Origin of the sequence: Flavobacterium ustbae, assembly GCF_003946915.1 — a bacterium.
In the GTDB taxonomy this organism is placed as follows: domain Bacteria; phylum Bacteroidota; class Bacteroidia; order Flavobacteriales; family Flavobacteriaceae; genus Flavobacterium; species Flavobacterium ustbae.
In genome coordinates this window covers 97,037-116,987 of the sequence record NZ_RPOC01000003.1, presented here as the reverse complement: position 1 = coordinate 116,987, position 19,951 = coordinate 97,037, and the positions used below count along the sequence as shown (strand labels likewise).

General features: G+C 34.0%; 16 protein-coding genes. 4 read left to right on the top strand and 12 right to left on the bottom strand.

Translation table 11 applies throughout. From position 1 onward, the window contains the following. Nucleotides 1-149: 149 nt before the first annotated feature. The 11 genes from EG814_RS06265 to EG814_RS06215 form a co-directional block, all read right to left on the bottom strand. Nucleotides 150-746 (bottom strand): murein L,D-transpeptidase catalytic domain-containing protein, encoded by a 597-nt coding sequence (locus EG814_RS06265; protein WP_125720022.1) that lies wholly within the window; start codon nt 744-746, stop codon nt 150-152. Nucleotides 747-2,591: 1,845 nt separating this feature from the next. Continuing rightward, nucleotides 2,592-3,398 carry a methionine ABC transporter substrate-binding lipoprotein MetQ gene (gene metQ / locus EG814_RS06260; RefSeq protein ID WP_125720021.1) on the bottom strand — a complete coding sequence of 269 codons (807 nt, stop codon included), beginning with the start codon at nt 3,396-3,398 and terminating at the stop codon, nt 2,592-2,594. 119 nt (nt 3,399-3,517) lie between these two features. Then, nucleotides 3,518-4,171, bottom strand: coding sequence for a methionine ABC transporter permease MetI (locus tag EG814_RS06255; protein WP_125720019.1), 654 nt, complete (start codon nt 4,169-4,171; stop codon nt 3,518-3,520). Continuing rightward, on the bottom strand, nt 4,164-5,195 hold the full coding sequence (gene metN, locus EG814_RS06250; protein ID WP_125720017.1) for a methionine ABC transporter ATP-binding protein MetN: 1,032 nt from the start codon (nt 5,193-5,195) through the stop codon (nt 4,164-4,166). Before metN ends, EG814_RS06255 begins: the two co-directional genes overlap by 8 nt. 414 nt (nt 5,196-5,609) lie before the next feature. Beyond that, complete coding sequence (locus EG814_RS06245) at nt 5,610-6,638, bottom strand: NHL repeat-containing protein (RefSeq protein ID WP_125720015.1); 1,029 nt, start codon at nt 6,636-6,638, stop codon at nt 5,610-5,612. Beyond that, complete coding sequence (locus EG814_RS06240) at nt 6,629-7,843, bottom strand: hypothetical protein (protein WP_125720013.1); 1,215 nt, start codon at nt 7,841-7,843, stop codon at nt 6,629-6,631. The genes EG814_RS06245 and EG814_RS06240 overlap by 10 nt, the downstream gene beginning before the upstream one ends. 154 nt (nt 7,844-7,997) lie before the next feature. Then, nucleotides 7,998-9,119, bottom strand: a complete 1,122-nt coding sequence (gene nagA / locus EG814_RS06235) for an N-acetylglucosamine-6-phosphate deacetylase (RefSeq protein ID WP_125720011.1) — start codon at nt 9,117-9,119, stop codon at nt 7,998-8,000. A 224-nt stretch (nt 9,120-9,343) separates the two neighbouring features. Further along, nucleotides 9,344-10,741, bottom strand: a complete 1,398-nt coding sequence (locus EG814_RS06230) for a TolC family protein (protein ID WP_125720009.1) — start codon at nt 10,739-10,741, stop codon at nt 9,344-9,346. Between the two features lies 1 nt (nt 10,742). Further along, on the bottom strand, nt 10,743-12,095 hold the full coding sequence (locus EG814_RS06225; RefSeq protein WP_125720007.1) for an HlyD family secretion protein: 1,353 nt from the start codon (nt 12,093-12,095) through the stop codon (nt 10,743-10,745). Between the two features lie 2 nt (nt 12,096-12,097). Then, entirely contained in the window at nt 12,098-13,753 is a 1,656-nt protein-coding gene (locus tag EG814_RS06220; RefSeq protein WP_125720005.1) for a peptidase domain-containing ABC transporter, read from the bottom strand. A gap of 105 nt (nt 13,754-13,858) precedes the next feature. Then, nucleotides 13,859-14,167: a hypothetical protein gene (locus EG814_RS06215; RefSeq protein ID WP_235830920.1), complete on the bottom strand. Its 309-nt coding sequence runs from the start codon at nt 14,165-14,167 to the stop codon at nt 13,859-13,861. A gap of 563 nt (nt 14,168-14,730) precedes the next feature. On the opposite strand from EG814_RS06215, the gene EG814_RS06210 reads away from it, so the two are divergent. Further along, a complete protein-coding gene (locus EG814_RS06210) occupies nt 14,731-15,189 on the top strand; it encodes a DUF1810 domain-containing protein (RefSeq protein WP_125720001.1) in 459 nt (152 codons plus the stop codon). Nucleotides 15,190-15,337: 148 nt separating this feature from the next. After that, nucleotides 15,338-16,747, top strand: a complete 1,410-nt coding sequence (gene pdxR / locus EG814_RS06205; protein ID WP_125719999.1) for a MocR-like pyridoxine biosynthesis transcription factor PdxR — start codon at nt 15,338-15,340, stop codon at nt 16,745-16,747. Nucleotides 16,748-17,056: 309 nt separating this feature from the next. Here the strand turns inward: pdxR and EG814_RS06200 are convergent, their stop codons facing one another. Next, nucleotides 17,057-17,317, bottom strand: a complete 261-nt coding sequence (locus EG814_RS06200; RefSeq protein WP_125719997.1) for a DUF2024 family protein — start codon at nt 17,315-17,317, stop codon at nt 17,057-17,059. Between the two features lie 438 nt (nt 17,318-17,755). Here EG814_RS06200 and EG814_RS06195 point away from each other — a divergent pair, with 438 nt between their 5' ends. Beyond that, entirely contained in the window at nt 17,756-18,481 is a 726-nt protein-coding gene (locus EG814_RS06195; protein WP_125719995.1) for a YggS family pyridoxal phosphate-dependent enzyme, read from the top strand. A gap of 703 nt (nt 18,482-19,184) precedes the next feature. Continuing rightward, on the top strand, nt 19,185-19,889 hold the full coding sequence (locus EG814_RS06190; RefSeq protein ID WP_125719993.1) for an AAA family ATPase: 705 nt from the start codon (nt 19,185-19,187) through the stop codon (nt 19,887-19,889). The last annotated feature ends 62 nt before the right edge of the window (nt 19,890-19,951 follow it).

The window sequence follows — 19,951 nt, the reverse complement described above, 5'->3', positions numbered from 1 at the left end:
GTAAGTCTTACAAAATCAAAGATTTGTTTTATAAAGTTATCAGGAAAAAATTATGAATTATGAATTATGAGATATAATGCAACAAAAAAACTTGAATCCTCTATACCTCAGAACCTCAGAACCTTAGAACCTTTAAACCTTTAAAAAAACTAATAATAAATACTCAAAATTATTTTTGATTTAGAGCTGTCAATAATCTTTTCCAATTTTTTGAAAAAAGCTTCGCTAACCATTGGACAGCCTTGACTATTGTAGATATAATAATCCTGTTCTTCATTTGGAACAGCTGAATAAGGATGCAGTACGATGGCTCTTTTGGCGGCGTTGCTATTGGTTTCGTGAAGACCATATAACTTGTAGGATTTGCCAAACATTCCTCTATACGATTGCCCGACTGCATAACATCCTAAAGAAGTGCATTTTGAATTGGGCTCATTACTAAATTTTAAATTTCCTCTTACACCGGTCTCCGAGCCAGAACCATTTGCGACCAAACCTTCTTCAATAATTTTATTGTTTTCAAGATCGTAAACAAAAAATCTGTTTTTACCAGATTTAATTTTCATGTCAACTAAAAAAGCAATTTTCGCATTGTAGGTTTTATCCTTTGCAATTGTACTTTTTACTTGATCAATTTGGGTATTAAAGCGTTCCATTTCGGGACTTAGTGGTTCTCCAATTTTATTTTCTTTTGGAGTTCCAAAAAAAATAAAAAACGAATATGCAAACAAGCTAAAAATTTTCATTGTAATTGTTCTTAGAAATTAACAATGCAAAATTACATGTAGCACAAATAAACAATTACCCATACAAGACTGAAAAACAATACTATACGCTATTTTTTATATAAAATAAAACAAGTAGCTGTTTTGAAATTGTGGTAACCCATTTTTTTGTTTGCTATCAAATTTTCAATTTAATTTTCAAAAGAAACCGTAAAAAATATAGTCCCTAACGGGACAAAATATTCAACGAAACATTTGGCTACCGATATTCAGTTCCTAGCGGAACTATTTTGCTTATCTATAATATTCCGGTAGGAATATAATATCGGTAGAAAAAAAATGATCACGTCACGTTACAATATCCCGTAGGGATTACATTTTAATATAAAAAGGGCAAATCAATTTTTTGCCACAGAATATTTATTCTACCGAACATATTTGTTTGCTACCGAAATTTCTAATGAAATAAATTTTCGAAAGAACCGTATTAAATATAGTCCCTAACGGGACAAAAATATTCAACGAAACATTTTGCTACCGATATTCAGTTCCTAGCGGAACTATTTTGCTTATCTATAATATTCCGGTAGGAATATTATATCGGTAGAAAAAAAATGATCACGTCACGTTACAATATCCCGTAGGGATTACATTTTAATATAAAAAGGGCAAATCAATTCTTTGCCACAGAATATTTATTCTACCGAACATATTTGTTTGCTACCGAAATTTCTAATGAAATAAATTTTCGAAAGAACCGTATTAAATATAGTCCCTAACGGGACAAAAATATTCAACGAAACATTTTGCTACCGATATTCAGTTCCTAGCGGAACTATTTGCTTATCTATAATTATTCCGTTAGGAATACAATATCGGTAGAAAAAAATGATCACCCATACATTAAATATCCCGTAGGGATTACATTTTAATATAAAAATGGCAAATCATTTTTTCTACAGAATATTTATTTCTGCCGAATATTTTTGTTTGCTATCGAATTTTATAATGAAATAAATTTTCAAAAGAAACCGTAAAAAAATATAGTCCCTGACGGGACAAAAATATTCAACAAAACAATTGGCTACCTATATTCAGTTCCTAGCGGAACTATTTGCTTAAATTTTCATGACGAAATCATTTTGTATCTATCTGCGTAAACTTTATCCTTGTAAAAAATTTGGCTACCGATATTCAGTTCCTAGCGGAACTATTTTGCTTATCTATAATATTCCGTTAGGAATAAAATATCGGTAGAAAAAAATGATCACGTCACGTTACAATATCCCGTAGGGATTACATTTTAATATAAAAAGGGCAAATCGATTTTTTTGCGACAGAATATTTATTTCTGCCGATATATTTGTTGCTATCGAATTTTCTAATGAAATAAATTTTCGAAAGAAACCGTATTAAATATAGTCCCTAACGGGACAAAAATATTCAACGAAACATTTGGCTACCGATATTCAGTTCCTAGCGGAACTATTTTGCTTATCTATAATATTCCGTTAGGAATAAAATATCGGTAAAAAAAATGATCACCTATACGTTACAATATCCCGTAAGGATTGCATTTTAATATAAAAATGGTAAATCATTTTTTTTGCGACAGAATATTTATTTCTGCCGATATATTTGTTGCTATCGAATTTTCTAATGAAATAAATTTTCGAAAGAAACCGTATTAAATATAGTCCCTAACGGGACAAAAATATTCAACGAAACATTTGGCTAGCGATATTCAGTTCCTAGCGGAACTATTTTGCTTATCTATAATATTCCGTTAGGAATAAAATATCGGTAGAAAAAAAATGATCACGTCTACCGATATTCAGTTCCTAGCGGAACTACTCCTAATTCAAATTACCATCCTTTAACAGCTCCACCTTTAAATTGCTCTTCTGCAACTTTTTCTACTTCAGGAGATTGAAAAGCCTGTAAAAACTGTTTTACTTTTTCTTCATTTTTATTGTCTTCACGGCTCACAACCAAATTCACATATGGCGACTCTTTGTCTTCAATAAACAAAGCGTCACGAGATGGAACCAATCCTGCAGCAGAAGCAAAAGTATTGTTGATGATGGCGATAGAAACGTTTTCATCATCTAAAGCACGAGGCAATTGAGGCGCTTCTAATTCTAATATTTTTAAGTTTTTAGGATTGCCAACAATGTCAGTCACTTTTGGTAACAAACCAACGCCCTCTTTCAGTTTTAATAATCCGTTTTTCTGTAAAAGCAATAACGAACGCCCGCCGTTTGTTGGATCGTTCGGAATAATAATCGTGCTTTCGTTTTTCAATTCAGAAAGGCTTTTTATTTTTTTTGAATATCCTGCAATTGGGTAAACAAATGTTTTTCCGATAATTGCCAATTTGTAGCCTCTCTGTTTAGACTGCTCGTCTAAATATGGTTTGTGCTGAAAAGCATTGGCATCGATATCGCCTTGGCTTAAAGCTTCGTTCGGAATTACATAATCGTTAAAGGAAACCAATTCTACTTCCAATCCGAATTTTTCTTTCGCTACTTTTTTAGCCGCTTCAGCCACTTTTAATTCTGGCCCAGAAGCAACGCCCACTTTAATAAAATGAGGATCATTATTTTTTTTATTTCCGCAATTTGATAAAACAAGTGCTAAAGCTATTATTCCTGTTGTTTTAAGTATATTCATTTTTTATATGTTTTTATTTTTTTTAAGTCCTTAGTAATTAGTGATTAGTCCTTAGTTTTTTATGTTCAAACTTATTTCTAAGTACTAAAAAAAGCTAAGTGCTAAGTACTAATTGACTACTATCTATGATCAAATCGTTTTGATAATTTATCTCCTGCAAACTGAATTATGAATACTAAGATTACCAATAAAGCCAGAACAGAGTTCATGGTTACAGCATCATAACCTATATATCCATATTGATAGCCGACTTGTCCTAATCCGCCGGCGCCGACTGCTCCACCCATTGCCGAATATCCGACAAGTGTGATTAAAGTAATCGAAGCTGCGTTGATTAAAGAAGGTAATGCTTCTGGCAATAATACTTTGTACACAATTTGAAAAGGTGTTGCGCCTAATGCTCTTGCCGCTTCGATTAATCCTGACGGAAGGCTTAGCAAACTATTTTCTACCAAACGCGCAATAAATGGCGCTGCACCAATACTTAACGGAACCAGAGCGGCGCTTACTCCAATTGAAGTTCCCACAATGGCACGCGTAAACGGAATCATCCAAACGATTAGAATAATGAATGGAATTGAACGAAAAACATTTACTATAACTGACAATGTTCTATTTAAAACGGGTTGATCCAGAATCTGATTTTTACGAGTCAAGAAAAGTAAAATTCCTGTTGGAAGTCCTAATAAAAAACCGAAAAAGCCCGATACAAAAGTCATAACAATGGTTTCCCATGTTCCTTTTAGCAATAAATCTATAATAGAATCAGACATAACCTAAAATTTCTGTTTTAATGTGTTTTGAATTAAAATATTGAATCGCCGCATCGTAATTTTCGCGTTTTCCTGACAATTCAATCAGCATTACACCAAAATTAACTTCGCCTGCCTGATCCATTTGTGCACTTACGATTTTGAAATCGGTGTCAAAAATTCTTGACACTTCTGAAATCACTGGTTCGTTAACCGATTTTCCTGTCATTTCCAATTTCAATAACGGATTTAAACTTCCGTTATCCTGCTTTTGCAATTTATCCTGATAAACTTCTGGAATATCGATATGTAAAGACGAAGCGATAAATTCTTTTGTCAGTTCGTGTTTTGGATCTGCAAAAATTTCGCCTACACTTCCCTGCTCTATCAGTTTTCCGTGGCTGATAACGGCCACTTCATCACAAATAGATTTTACCACTTCCATTTGGTGCGTAATCAATAGAACTGTAATATTCAGACGTTTATTAATGTCTTTCAATAAATTTAAAATCGATCTTGTTGTCGCAGGATCTAATGCGCTAGTCGCTTCATCAGACAAGAGTACTTTCGGATTATTGGCCAAAGTTCTCGCAATGGCAACTCTTTGTTTCTGACCGCCCGAAAGACTTGCTGGATAATCGTTTGCTTTTTCATCCAAACCTACCAACTGCAATAATTCTAAAACACGCGTTTTAATTTCGCTTTTTGGAGTTCCTGCCAGTTCAAGCGGAAAAGCCACATTATCAAAAACAGTTCTAGAAGAAAGCAGATTAAAGTGCTGAAAAATCATTCCGATTTGTCTTCTTTCAATTGCCAATTCTGCATTTGACAATTGCATTAGCGCTTTACCATCAACTATAATTTCACCAGAAGTTGGTCTTTCTAACAAATTGACACAGCGAATCAGCGTACTTTTTCCTGCTCCTGAAGTTCCAATTACACCAAAAATTTTCCCTTCAGGAACTCTAAGCGAGACATCAGACAAAGCCGAAACAATTTTGTCTTTCTGATGAAAAGTTTTGGTCACATTTTTTAATTCAATCATTTTTTGAGTTTTAAAAAACAAAAAAGCCTTTCATAAATAAGTTGAAAGGCTTTCGAAATAAATTTTATTCTTTTATATATAAGCCAGATCAATAAATACCATAACTGCCGCACAGCACATCATACTGTCACGATAATAATTATTCATTTTCTGGTTCTGTTTCTTCATAGCGACTGCAAATTTAAATAGTTATTTTCAATTTTAGTGTATAAATTGTTAAAACTTTTATTTCCCTATCAATCTAGTAGGTTATTTTGAAATAAATTCCAAATCGAAATGAAAATTCCAATTTTGAAATTCCAAATTCCAAATGGGAATAAAACTCCAATAAAAAAATTCCAAATTCCAATTGTCCTGAAGCTTCAGGTTTGGAATTTGGAATTTATCCCGAAGCTTAGGGATTGGAATTTAATTTTAATTATTTTGTTCTGCAATTACAGATTTATTCAGTTTGATCACTCTGATTTTTTTATTGGTATTATCAGACAAGAAAATACGGTCTTCAAGCTGAGCTGTTCCTACAAGGGTTCCGAATGCATTTTTTCCTAAAATATCTGAAACGCTTAAAGTTGCCTTGTAATTCATTTTAACGAAATCTGCTTTTGGATACAATTTTAAATAAGATGCACTGCCCACATTTTCTGAAGTTATAGCCCAGTCTTTGCTAAAAGAAACGGCAATGGGCTTAACATCTACAAATTGCACTTTTTGTGGTTCAATTGCAGTTGTCATCGAAGCTGTACCATTGGCTTTAATGTTGGCTATATTATAATATAAATAGCTTTTTGCATCTCTTCCTGCTACAACCAAATTTCCGTCAGAAACATCCATAGAATATATTTCTGTGTATCCGTTTAGCGTATTCAGTTTTGCAATAGGCTGCAAATTCCAATCGCTTGTTTCGGTAATCTGAGAAGCTTCAAAAACTTTAATGCTCTTTTCTTTTTCTTTTACGAAAACCAATCCGTCTTTTGCCACCACGCCAAAAACATGCACAAAAGTTTGCCACCACTGCCCGTTTCCAACCGTGCTGATTCCTGCATTTGTATTTTCATCAAAAACAAATAATCTTGATTCTGTACTTCCTACATAAATACGGCCGTTGTCTACACTAACCGAAGTCAAACTTGTAAGCGGAATGGTTGTAGTTCCTTTTTTATATCCTTTTATGGTTTTAAGGTGCTCGAGTGTTAGAGCATTAAAAACCTCTAAAACATTTCCGTTAATTACATATAATTTTTCATTGGCAACAGCAATTCCCTTTGGATCAAATGCTTCTGTACTTCCAGGAATATTTTCGTTTGTAATTGACGCTTCATCCGTCGGATAATAATAGGTGTAATCTTTAGACGCAACATCTTCTTTACTGCAATTGGTAAAGAGACAAAGCGCTAGGATTAGGGGCAGAATATGTTTCATGTGTAAGATATATTTTAGTTCCATTTTCCTTCGCCTTTATATTTCAGCAAAAATGGGTTTTTAGGATCAATTTTAAATACTGGTTTTTTATAACTTCCTTTTACATAAGCCGTTTTGGCATACGTTTTTAAAACCTCTGGATCTGTAAACGGAAGATCTTTCAGATGAATTAGGTATTTATAAAAATGAGTCAGCATTTCCTGCTGTCCTCCGCCCTCTCCACTGTTTGCGAGATTGCTGCTGTGGTTAAAGCCAATATGATGCGAATATTCGTGAGACCAAACCGACATTTCTCCTAACCAATGTCCGGTTACATAACCCGATTCCCATTGCGATGCAAGATTTCCTCCACCCCAAGCAGAATCTCCTCCTACCATAGCCATCCAAACGGGTCTTTTATCCAAGTAATTCCAATATATTTTTTCGATTTCTTCTTTAGAATAATAATCGTAAACGCCATCAACATCGTCAGCATTTCCGTGCCAATTTAATGCACCATTTATTGCTGTTCCAGCTGTCGCCGCTTGCTCTTGTTTGTATTTATCAAAATTGGTAAAAGTGCTGTAATACAGGGGATGGCTCAGTGCATACGAATAATTAATAATCATGGCAATAGCTTCTTTTGCCAAAGCCGGATTCATCGGTAGAAATTTGCCCAATTCGTTAATATGGTAGCCATCATGAAACTGAACTAAATGGTTCGATTTTATTTTTTTGAATTTCTGAAATAAAGGATCTTCCGATTCTACAGAAAATTCAATTGCTCCAGACGAAAATCCTTCAATCTTATCTATAGTTACAGTATTTCCTGTTTCTAATAAATAGTCATTTTTCTGTTCTGTCAATGGAATTTTGTGAAATGAACGATGAAAAGCAGGTACTTTAGAAAAGCTAAAAAGCAAAAACTTCTTATCGTAATTAGGCAATTTTGCGTAGACTTTTACATTGGTCAATCCGACTGGAGAATAAAGTGAAACTTGTACAGAATCTTTTCCTTTTTGAATCACTTGAAACGGTTCGTTTACTCGAAACCAGCGGTCTGTTTTGTCGTACATTTTTGAAGGACTTTCGTCATCTTCAAACATTGTCATTGGCTTGTTTTCTGCTGGCAAAACCGAAGCGTCAATGCTTGGCAGGTAATTTGGCTTGTAGGTTTCGCCATCATCACTACAGCCAAAAATAATACTTGCCAATAGGACAAGTACAAAAAAGTGAGTGTTTTTTCTCATCAGTAAGTAAGTAGGTTTGGGGTTAAATTATCGTACAAAACTATAAATATGCTTGGTATAAACAAGCTTATTGCAAGAAAAATACGAATATAAAATATACTAACCGTAAGTTTATACCAACACCCACTATACTTAAAAGTCAGATTTTAGAAATTTATTGTCTCAAATCCAAAGTTTTGATTGCGGATAAATCAGAATTGAACTGAACAAAACTTGCAGGAAAACCAGATTTAATTTTTCCTATTTTATCTTTCATGCCAATTGCCGCCGCGACTCTTGCAGTTGCCATTTTTATGGCTTCATCTGCCGAAACGTTCAGATTATTAAAGGCATTTTGTACGGCTTCTTCCATCGAGATTGAAGCGCCTGCTAGATTTCCGTCTTCATTTCTATAAAAACCATCTACTAGATGAGCATCAAAATTATCCCATTTAAAATCGGTCACTTTTTGGCCTAAGAACGTTGCGTCGCTAATTAAGAAAAATTTATCCTGTTTTAATTTATACGCTATTTTGGCCGCTGCATAATCGCAATGAACGCCGTCTAAAATAACTGGAGCATACACTTCATCATTTTCAAAAACGGCGCCAACCAAACCAGGCTCGCGATGTCCGAACTGCGTCATGGCGTTGAATAAATGTGTAACAAGATTTATTCCTTTCGAAAAATAAGATTGTGCTTCTTTGTGGGTTATGGTCGAATGTCCGATAGAGATTGTAATACCGCTTTCGATCAGCATATTCAATTGTTCTTCTGTAAAACATTCTGGAGCAATGGTAATGACTTTTATTACGTCTTTTCCTTTGCTGATAATTTCTTGAAGTTCTTCGTTGGTGGGTTTTCGAACTTGATCGATACTGTGCGCGCCACGTCTTTGCGGATTCAAAAATGGACCTTCCAAATGCATTCCGATTACGCCATTTTTATGTTTTTTCCTGTAATCGCGAACAGCTTCAATTCCTTGCAAAATGGTTTCTCGCGAAGAAGAAATTAAACAAGGTAAAACATGTGTGGTGCCGTATTTCATACTGGCATCATAAATATCCTGAATGGTTTCTTCGTTTGGAGTCTGGCTGAAATAATACTTTTCTCCTCCATTTATCTGAATATCTATGAATCCTGCAGCAAGGTGATTTCCTTTTAAATCGATTGTTTCAATATCGTTTGGAATTTCTTTTTGTACCGAAATAATAGTTCCGTTTTCTACAATTACAACTCCGTTTTCTATTATTTCGTCACCCGTATGCACAACAGCATTGAAAATTGCTTGTTTCATGTTTTTGATAAATTTCTTTTTTTTCAAATTTAGAAAGAAGTTTGGATTATTTTCTAAATAAAAAAGCTTCAGAAAGAGTTCTGAAGCTTTTTTGAATTTAAATTCTGAAAATTAATATAATGAGCTATTATATGCAGAGGAGCGATTTGTTTTATGTTCAAATCTGGAACACAATACAGAGATTCTATACGTTTCCCTATGTTGAATGAGATTGTCTAGATTTTTTAATCTGGATTTGCCAATATTTTATACAATTCGGCATTCGAAATATAAAATTGGTTTTCTAAACTAATCTGCGAAAGCTTTGCGCTTACCAGATTATTTTCTCTCGAATTGATTAAGAAAATCGAACTTTCACCAAAAGAGAATAATTTTTCTTCAGAATTCAGCATCGTCATATAATCGTTTACCAGATTATCGATTACGATTTTTTGTTTTCTTAAAGAAGCAATTTCGGTCTGTTGAGCTTTGATTTTATTTTTAAGCTCCAATCGCTGCTGTCCAATATCGTATTGCATATCCTGAATTTTCAGTTTTGCCATTTTTAAGCTTCCACGTTCTTTTCTCAAGAAAATTGGGAAACTGAAATCGATGTTAAACTTATAATCATCTGCGTTGAAATTATTCCAATAATTGGGTTCTGAAATATAATTGTAACCTACATTTACCTTCGGAAGCAATGAATTGGCTTTTAACTGACGATTGACTTCTAAAATATCCATTTTAGTTTCTAGAGACTGTATTTTTGGGTGTGAATCTAATGATTCTACATCGACCATCATGGCATCAGTTCTTAAGGTTTCTTCAATGGTTTGTATTAGATTTTGCTCTGGTTTTACTAAATCTCCCAATTCAACCGGAACATTTTCGATCCATAAAAAATTAGCCAGTTTTAGTTTTGCCTTTGCTAGTTTTAAATTTCCATTTTCAACATTCAGTTCTCTGTTTCGCACGGTAATTTTAGCTTCAACACTATCAATTGCTGGTGAATCTCCTGCTGAAATTAATTTTTTAACTCCTTCAAAACGAGCGCTGGCAAAACCTAAATAGTTTTTGTACAATTCGGCTTCGTTATAGCTTCTTCTCCATTCAAAATAAGCTTCACTAGCCTGATACAAAACTTCGATAGCTCTTAGTTTTCGCTGTGCATCGCTTAGCTTAACCTGAAGTTTTCCTTCTCTCACATCGGCCATTCTTTGGTTTATAAACATTCCCTGACCAAGAGCAACGTTGATTCCAAGCGAAGTTAAACCCGCTTCTGGAGTTCTATTTTGCGGGTTGTAATACTCTCCGCTTGTATCGTCAAAACCTGCCTTAATCTCCACTCCGTACCAAGTCGGAATTTTGAAACTGCTGTTTAATAACGAATAATATTCTGTTCCTTTAAATTCTTTCTTATTGTAATCTACTTCCAATTTTGGATCAAATCCGCCTCGTGCAGTCATCAGTTTTGCCTGAGCATTAGATACTTCAAGATTGGCTTGTTTTACCAATGGATGGTATTTTTTTACATATCCCAAGAACTCAATATAGGTAAGTTCCTCTTGATTGAAATTCTGACTCTGCAGTGTAGAAAAACATAATAGTAGTAAGAAAGAAAACAGTTTTACAAGATTTCTCATTTTACTTTTTCTCCTTTCCTTTTGCTTCTTTTTCTCCCGAATTATAATAGTTTGGCGGGAAACCATTCAAGTTTCGCCAAATCTCGTACCAAACCGAAACCGTTTCTAACAAAGCAATACTTTGCGCTCCGGCTCCAATACTTAACTCTTTTGGCCAGTGGCGGTCAACTCCATCTGGAGCTACTAATATTCTGTATTTTCCGTTCGGACTTATAAAGTTTTCTATCGCAACGATTTTTCCTCCGTAAGTTCCGTAAGACAATCCAGGCCATCCAGAAAATACGATTCTAGGCCATCCGTCAAACCAAACACGAACTTTTGCACCGCGGTGAACCAACGGCAAATCGATTGGATCTACGTAAGTTTCTACTGCAATATCATATTTAGAAGGCATAATACTTACTACAGAAGTTCCTTCTTTTATGGTTTCTCCAATACCTGCCAGCAAAGCGCGGTTTACATAACCGCTCTGTGGTGCTGTAATGTAGTACAAACCGTTTCTAAGTCTGTAATTGGTATATTGGTTTTGCAGTTTGTTTACCTGAGCTTCTGTATCGTACTGCGTGCTTAAAGCAGTAAATTTATCACTTCTAGATTTTGATATTTTTTCAGCATATTCTGCCGTAATTCTATTGATTTCTACTTTTGCATTGATCAATTCGTTTTTACTGCTCAGCAATTTATTTTCTTGCGTAATTACATAAGCTTCTGCTTCTTGCAGTTTCAATCTTTTCTGCTCGACATCTGTCAAAGGTTTTAAACCTTCTTTGTTTAAAGCAGTCGAACGGTCAAATTGTGTTTTTGCAATTCGAAGCTGTGTTTTTACTGCTACAAGATCCATACTGTCGCTTTTAATTTTAAGCTGTGACTGACGGATTTTGTTCTGCGCCTGCTGCAATTTCAATTCTCTTTCTGTGTTTAGCGACTGCGCCTGCACATCAAGAGAGTTTACTTTGTCGCCATACGATTCTACTGCCATTTTTTTGGCATCTACCTGCTGTTTGGTATTGCCAACCAAATTCGGATCAAGATAATCTTCTTTGATCTCTGAAATGAAAAGAATCGTATCTCCTTTTTTTACATAATCTCCTTCTTTTACAAACCATTTTTCAATACGTCCCGCAATGGTGTTATGAACCGTTTGCGGTCTTTGATCTGGTTTTAAAGTGGTAACAGAACCGCTTCCCGAAATATTCTGAGTCCATGGCAGAAAAAGGCAGCAAACCAGAAAAATTAGAAAGCCGATTATAACTTTGTTTAAAATTCTATAATGCGGTCTGCGGGCAACGCTTGTAATCGATTTGTATTTGCCCGGCGTTATAAGTACGTTATTATCTTTAGATATGTTGAGCATGATTAAAGCTTTATGTCGTTAATAATTTTTCCGTCATCAATCGTAATCATACGACTGCATTTGCTTTTCCAAATATCACTTTTAGAAGTTACAATCACAGTCCAGTCGTTCTCTTCAGAAAGTAAAAAATCAACAATTTTACTCGAAGTGATTTCGTCCATCTTGTCTACTGGATCTTCTAAGAATAAGATATTCGGTTTACCCACAATACTTCTTGCCAAAAGAATTTTTTGAACATCAGAAGCAGAAAGTTCACGACCTCCAGGATGAATCTGATTCTCCAACCCATTTTCGAAAGTTTTAATATACGGCGAAAGACCAACATTATCTAAAGCCCATTTTAAATCATCGCTATTTAGTTCTTCGTTTCCAAAGACAATATTTTCTCTAATCGTTCCTGCAAAAAGCGTATCGCCCTGCAAGTAAGTTCCTGCCTGCGCTCTGTAGGTGTCTTCGCTAAGACGATTCATATAATTGTCTGTCACATACATAGCTCCGCTTTCTGGCTCCAAAACACCCGAAAGCAATCGCAGTAAAGTACTTTTTCCAGCTCCATTGGTTCCGGTAAGAATAATTTTTTCTCCTTGAGAAATTTTCAAATTGATATTCTTAAGCGATTTTTTATTGTGTTCTGGATAATTGTAATTGATACTTTCCGTCTCGATATTGATTCCTTTTTCTGTTTTGTCTGAAGTTTGCGGAATGCATGAAATTTCCATATCGGTCACCTGACCAATTTTTTCAACAGAAGTCAATACATCGTAGAAAGACTCCAATCCGAAGATGATTTTTTCTACCGAATTGATTAATAATACAATTACGATTTCAGCTGCTACGAACTGCCCTATGTTCATTTGGTGGTGAATTACCAGAAAACCACCGATCGATAATAAGGCAGCAGTAACAATTACCTTAAAAATAGTAAGCTGGATGTATTGTTTTTTCATTACCTGAAAGTGTTTTTCACGGTAATTGACGTAGTTGCTCACGTAGCCGTCATTTCTTTGCAGAGCATATTCAAAAGCTGCTTTTCTACGGAAACTATCCCTATTTCTGGCAATTTCCTGAAGCCAAGCCGCTACTTTATATTTAAATTTTGATTCGTTCAAACTGGTTTCTAATCCGTCTCTGTATGAAAATTTAAAAATGACATATAAAATGACGATAAAAAGAAGTCCAATTACCATAAAAAATGAGTGGTAAAGAACCAATAATATAATACCAAGCCCTACTTGAAGAAAGGCCGTACAGAAATCCAGCAAAAGTTTGGCAGTACCTTTTTGCACCATCAAAGTATCGAAAAAACGATTGGCTTTTTCTGGAGCATATTCAGAATACATTTCTTTAAATTTAATTAAAGGCATTCTGTAAGCAAATTCGAAAGAAGAACGAACAAAAATTCGCTGTTGCAGATTCTCAACAATACGCAACTGCAAAATGTTAAGCACTCCTCCAAAACCAACTCCAATCGTTACCAGAATCACTAAAACGATCCACGAAACGCTCAGCTGTCCGCTTTGAATAAAATTAATAATAGCTTGGATTCCCAAAGGCAGAGATAAATTTACTAACCCTGCAAATGCAGCATAGAAGATAATTTGATATACATCGCGCTTATCGAGCTGCAATAAGTTATAGAAACGTTTAAATGGTGTCATGAAATGTAAGTATAAATACAAGATTATTACATAGAATAAATATACGGCAAAAACCGCATTTATAGATTAAGATTTTTATCCTAATCCTTAAAAAAAAACAAGTATTTATGAATTCACCCGAGGAGGCGGTATATCTATTTTTCCATGAAAACCAAACGAGAAGATTGTATTATCTATATATTTTTTGCCTTTTGGTTCCAATAAAACATATAAATTAAGCAAAGAAGACTCTGAGGAAATCAAATATTCCATTAACGGAATTCCTTTTGCTAATTTGGCTGTTTTGGTATCTTTTGTTTTGTAGTCATCCAGTTCTTCTGGAATACCATCGCATTTGAAGATTTTTTTCAGGAAATTACACGTAATTCCTTTTACGGTGTAGGTTTCAGTATTATTGCTTAAGATGCGGCTCACACTGTTAGAAATGTTTAAACTGCTAATTAGAAAATAGCCGACAAGTAACGCCTGCAGGCATTTACATAAAAAGCTATTTCTAATTTTATTCAACATTTCTAAAAAATATATTTATTCTACTGCTAAATTTTACTTTTTAGTTGGCAAAAAACTCTCTTTTTTTATCTAAAAACCCAATGATTTAGCGGTGTTATTCTCATTTTTGTGAGCGCGCAAGTTAGACCCATATTTTTTGCCGTACATTAAAATAACATTAGAATTTCCCTTATTTAGAAACTTTAAAAATTAATTAACAAGTCATTCTTACAGTATTATCGGAATTATGTAAAGTCTGATTACAATTCTATAACTCTTATCCAGAAAGGGATTCTACTTTTGGTATCGAAAATTTGAAGAAGTTTTAAATAAGATAATCTGCTGTGCGAAATTGATTAGGATTTATTTTAACACTTATTAAGTTAGAAAAATCTTGTCTTTTAAAAATTTTAGCCAGCAAAAAATATAATAATACCGTGTTAATTGAAGAAACCCTATTTACAAACCCTTTAATACCTAATCTAGAGATGATTTACGCAAAAGATGATTTGACCCGATTTTTAGATGCTCAAAACAAACTTTATCTTACTGCTCTTTCTGAAATTAAAAAAGGAAAAAAAGAAACCAACTGGATGTGGTTCATTTTTCCGCAGATTAAGGGTTTAGGAAAAAGTGCTATTTCAGATTATTATGCTGTTGCCGATTTAAAGGAAGCAACAGAATTTTTAAATCACCCGATTTTATCGAAGCACCTAATTGAAATCTCCAAATTGCTGCTGACTTTTAAGAAAAAATCTGCCGAAGGCATTTTAGGCGAACTCGATGCCCGAAAACTACATTCTTCTATGAGTTTATTTGTTCAGGTAGAAAATGCACATCCTGTTTTTCAAGAAATTTTGGATACTTTTTTCTACGGACATCTAGATCAGTTAACTTTAAATTTTACTCAAAAAACTAGTGTCCTGCCAGACACAGTACTTGCTTAATATCTTAGAACAAAAAAGGGAATAGTTTTAAAACTATTCCCTTTTTGATTAATACTATATTAAATATACTTTCGAAGCATTTTCTTTTATAATTATCGTATTTTTGGACTAGCAGATTAAATTTATTCCCAAAATAAAAACAGTCCAGATGCTTCGACCTTGGCCCTTAGAAATTCAGCTAGATAAAAAATCAGACAAAGCTATTTATTTGCAAATTGCCGATGCAGTAATTGATGCCATAAAAAATGGAAAACTGATCAGCGGAAATGCTTTACCAGGTAGCAGACAGCTCGCCGACCTACTCAAGGTAAATCGAAATACGGTTGTAGAAGCTTTGGATGTGTTAAATGCCGAAGGTTGGCTGGTAACAATTGATCGAAAAGGCACTTTTGTAACACAGTCGCTTCCACAGATTAATCATTTTTCTCAGAACAAAAAAGATCAAAAAATTGTAACCGAAGAATCTAAAAGTTTTTTAGTTTTTGATGACGGACTTCCAGATAGTCGTCTCGCTCCAATGAATGATCTCGCAAGGGCTTACCGCGAATTGTTCAGCAGGAAATCGCGCTGGCAGATTATGGGTTATAGCAGCGAATTGGGAAATCTGGAATTTAGAAAATCGATTACTCAAATGCTGAATTTTAAGCGCGGCATGAGCATTTCTCACGATCAAATCTGTATTACACGAGGAAGTCAGATGGCTATGTATCTCGCTTCGCATTGCATTCTGAAATCGGGCGATTTTGTTTTGATCGAAAATCCAGGCTACAAACCTGCTTGGGAAGCTTTTGAAAATGCAGGAGCCACATTACTTCCTGTAAATGTAGAATCTGATGGGCTAGATATTGATCAAGTCGAAAAATACCTGCAGCACAAAAACATAAAAGCCATTTATGTTACACCGCATCATCAATTTCCGACCACGGTAACCTTATCTTTAAAAAAGCGATTAAAGCTTATCGAACTTTCTAATCAATATAATTTTACGATTATTGAAGACGATTACGATAATGAATTTCATTTTGGACAGCGACCAATACTACCAATTTCAAGTTATGCGGCTTTAAAGAATTACATTTATATTGGCACTTTCAGTAAAATTGTCGCTCCTGCTCTGCGTATTGGATATTTAGCCAGTTCGCATGAGATTATTCAGAAAATAGGAAATCATAGAAAAATTATCGACGTTCAAGGCGATAATATTATGGAAGAAGCCGTTTTAAGCCTTATCAATGAAGGCAAAATAAAGCGCCATCTTAAAAAGGCCAGTTTGGTTTACAAAAACAAAAGAGATTATTTCGAAAATACTTTAAATGAGCAACTTCAAGATAAAATCTCGTTTACAAAACCCGAAGGCGGATTGGCTTTTTGGATTGTTCCAAAAGAAGAAATTAACGTTCTTGAGGTTTTCGAACAACTGAAATTGCAAGGTATTCAAATTATGAATCCAAATAGATTTAGTTTTGACGAACCCATAAAAGGTTTTCGTTTAGGTTATGCTTCTCTTTCAGAAAAACAGATAGAAGAAGGCATAAAAGCGCTGTCTAAATTGCTTTAAAATTAAACGCGGATTTAACAGATTTGCTATCGCAATCCCGATAAGCTATCGGAGCGAAAAAAACCGATTTAAAAGCTCTGTTAGTCAGCGTTAATTAAACTTGTAACCTAACAATTGTCTGGCTTAGTAGAGTCGAAGCCCTTTTAAAAGTCTTTTTTAAACACATAGAAACATAGTTTTATATTCTGCTTCAATAAAGGGTCAAATAAATGACTCGTCATTACACATAGCTATGTGTATTTATAAAAGTGAAACGCCTTTTTTAATTTTCTAGAACTACGTTTCTATGTGTTAAAAATCATCAATAAGTTAATTACAGTTTTCCATTTCAATAATAGAAAATCCATTTGCCCGAATCTGATTTTCAACTTCAACTGGTGCTTTATCGATATGGCAGAAACGACATTCTTTTGAAGACAAATCCTGTCCTTCTTGTTCTACACTTTTCAAATATTTTTTACCGTAATCATATACTTTTTCTGCATCAACATTTTCATCAACCAAAATATCAAAATGCATAATTTTTCCATCTTTGCGGGTTACATAAGTATCCCAAACTGCTACTTTCATTTTTTTCTTTTTTTAAGGTTCTATCCCAAAGCTTCGGGACTAAGGCGCTAAGTCACTAAAGAAATCTCTCGCAGATTTTGCAGATTCGGCAGATTTTTTTCGTTTTTTATATTTGAAAAAAATTCTTCACGCAGATTTAAGATAAGCTGATCGCGCTGATTTTACTTCTAGATCTGAACAAATCTTTAGAAGTTCAGCAATCTGCTTTATCTGCTAAATCTGCGAGAAAACATTTTTACTCATTTTTAACAGCAAAATGTTTACGAAGATTTATGCAAAACATACAATGATCAATATCTCAGAAACTTAGTATCTTAGAAGTTTCATTTTAATCTGCAAATTTATATTCGATTTGAAGGTGTCGAATCATCCAGTTTTTTGAATTTTTGAGTTGTACTGGTCCAGTAAAAATTTGTGGTTGAGCGTTAATTTTGCGGTATGGAAAACGATATTATTTTTAATTTGAATGAGGTTCGTCATCGCATTGAAGAGGCTTGTAAAGTTTCAGGAAGAAATCCTGCAGATGTCCAGCTTTTATTGGCGACCAAAACAGTTCCTGCAGAAAAAATACGCATTGCGATTGAAGCGGGAGAAACTTTGATGGGAGAAAACAAAATGCAGGAATTAAGAGATAAAGATGATATTTTGAAAAATCTTCCTGTTGAACGGCATTTTATTGGACACCTTCAAACCAATAAAGTGAAAGATGTTTTGAAATACGTGACATGCATTCAGTCTCTCGACAGAATAAGTTTGGCAGACGAATTGCACAAACAGCTTCAAAAGCTAAACAGAAAATTAGATGTTTTTGTGCAAGTCAATACATCGTATGAGGAAAGTAAATTCGGTCTAGCGCCAGAAGAAGTTCTTTCTTTCATTAAAAAAATAAAAACGTACGAGACTTTAAATATTAAAGGTTTAATGACAATCGGACTTTTGGATGTTGAAAAAGAAAAAATGATTCCGTCTTTACGGCTTTTAAAAACAATTCGAGATGAAATTTATGCAGAAGGAATTGCATCCGATTTAAAACTTTCTATGGGAATGTCTCAGGATTTAGAACTTGCCATTGCTGAAGGTTCTAATATGGTTAGAGTTGGAACATCAATATTCGGAAATCGATTTTTAGGGAAAGAAATATGGAATGAGAATTTGTTGGAATGAAATTGAGTTATCGTTTGAGACGTTTTTTTTTTCATGAATATTTTTCTACCAATATGTAATCCCTCTGGGATATTCTTTAGATGATTTATTTTTCAATATTTAAAAAAATCCCATTGTGATTAAATATTTATAGAAAATTCAAAATTGTATATAAACATTAAACTCCGCTGGAGTTATTATTCTGGGTGTGGGTGCGGGATTTTTTTCTACCAATATGTAATCCCTCTGGGATATTATTTAGACGATTTATTTTTCAATATTTAAAAAAATGCCAGTAGGAATTAAATATTCATAGAAAATCAGATCAACGTTATTTTCAATCCCAACGGAATTGCATATTAAGTAATGTAGCAAAACATATTAAACAAAAAAATCCCAGAGGGATTACATATCGGCAGAAAATTAGATCAACGTTATTTTCAATCCCAACGGAATTGCATATTAAATAATGGAGCAAAACATATTAAACAAAAAAATCCCAGAGGGATTACATATCGGTAGAAAATTAGATCAACGTTATTTTCAATCCCAACGGAATTGCATATTAAATAATGGAGCAAAACATATTAAACAAAAAATCCCAGAGGGATTACATATCGGTAGAAAAATTCAAAATCACCGTCTCTCACAACCCCAGCGGGGTTGCACATATTGACAACAATTAAAAAAATAAAAAATTACTTTTGCAAAAAATAAACTGTAGATGAACCTGAATGACCTTACTGTAATTGATACTGAAAAAATTGCTCTAGACGATTTGTTTTTTAGCGATGAAAACAAAGCCGCTTTGCTTCAAATCATAAAAGAACATCAATATATGGAAGAGTTAAAGCAATATAATCTTAAAGTTGATAATAAGATTTTACTGCACGGAAGTTCTGGTTGCGGCAAAACGACAACGGCAAAAGCGATTGCTCATACTTTAAACAAAAAAATTATCATTGTAAACCTCAGCACTGTTGTCGATTCTAGAATTGGCGAAACTTCTAAAAATTTAAAAGCGATTTTTGATAAAGCTATTCGAGAAAGAGCGGTTTTATTTTTAGATGAATTTGACCAGATCGGAAAAAGCCGTGATAGCGACGATAAAGATGTTGGCGAAATGAGACGTTTGGTTAACACCATTATTCAGCTTTTTGATTATTTCCCATCTGATAGTTTATTGATCTGTGCAACCAATCATTACGAAATAATTGATAGTGCTTTATTGCGAAGATTTCAGCTTCGTTTAAAATATGAAATGCCTTCAGAGAAACAGCTTAATATTTATTACGATAAAATTTTAAGCACGTTTCCAAAACATTTTCAAAACATAGAAAGACGTTATTCGATTTCTTATGCAGAAGCTTTAGACTATACCAATACTGCAATGAAAAGGCAGATTATCGCTGCTTTAGATTCCAAATAAAATAGAAAACCCGCTGCATAATACAGCGGGTTTACATTTGGTGGAGTTTTTATATAGAATGA

What these genes read in the sequence shown, in the direction of transcription:
- EG814_RS06225 (WP_125720007.1), bottom strand. Translation starts at nt 12,095, where the DNA reads ATGCTCAACATATCTAAAGATAATAACGTACTTATAACGCCGGGCAAA.
- EG814_RS06230 (WP_125720009.1), bottom strand. Translation starts at nt 10,741, where the DNA reads ATGAGAAATCTTGTAAAACTGTTTTCTTTCTTACTACTATTATGTTTT.
- EG814_RS06255 (WP_125720019.1), bottom strand. Translation starts at nt 4,171, where the DNA reads ATGTCTGATTCTATTATAGATTTATTGCTAAAAGGAACATGGGAAACC.
- EG814_RS06265 (WP_125720022.1), bottom strand. Translation starts at nt 746, where the DNA reads ATGAAAATTTTTAGCTTGTTTGCATATTCGTTTTTTATTTTTTTTGGA.
- EG814_RS06245 (WP_125720015.1), bottom strand. Translation starts at nt 6,638, where the DNA reads ATGGAACTAAAATATATCTTACACATGAAACATATTCTGCCCCTAATC.
- EG814_RS06200 (WP_125719997.1), bottom strand. Translation starts at nt 17,317, where the DNA reads ATGAAAGTAGCAGTTTGGGATACTTATGTAACCCGCAAAGATGGAAAA.
- EG814_RS06195 (WP_125719995.1), top strand. Translation starts at nt 17,756, where the DNA reads ATGGAAAACGATATTATTTTTAATTTGAATGAGGTTCGTCATCGCATT.
- nagA (WP_125720011.1), bottom strand. Translation starts at nt 9,119, where the DNA reads ATGAAACAAGCAATTTTCAATGCTGTTGTGCATACGGGTGACGAAATA.
- EG814_RS06210 (WP_125720001.1), top strand. Translation starts at nt 14,731, where the DNA reads ATGATTTACGCAAAAGATGATTTGACCCGATTTTTAGATGCTCAAAAC.
- metQ (WP_125720021.1), bottom strand. Translation starts at nt 3,398, where the DNA reads ATGAATATACTTAAAACAACAGGAATAATAGCTTTAGCACTTGTTTTA.
- EG814_RS06240 (WP_125720013.1), bottom strand. Translation starts at nt 7,843, where the DNA reads ATGAGAAAAAACACTCACTTTTTTGTACTTGTCCTATTGGCAAGTATT.
- pdxR (WP_125719999.1), top strand. Translation starts at nt 15,338, where the DNA reads ATGCTTCGACCTTGGCCCTTAGAAATTCAGCTAGATAAAAAATCAGAC.
- EG814_RS06220 (WP_125720005.1), bottom strand. Translation starts at nt 13,753, where the DNA reads ATGACACCATTTAAACGTTTCTATAACTTATTGCAGCTCGATAAGCGC.
- EG814_RS06190 (WP_125719993.1), top strand. Translation starts at nt 19,185, where the DNA reads ATGAACCTGAATGACCTTACTGTAATTGATACTGAAAAAATTGCTCTA.
- metN (WP_125720017.1), bottom strand. Translation starts at nt 5,195, where the DNA reads ATGATTGAATTAAAAAATGTGACCAAAACTTTTCATCAGAAAGACAAA.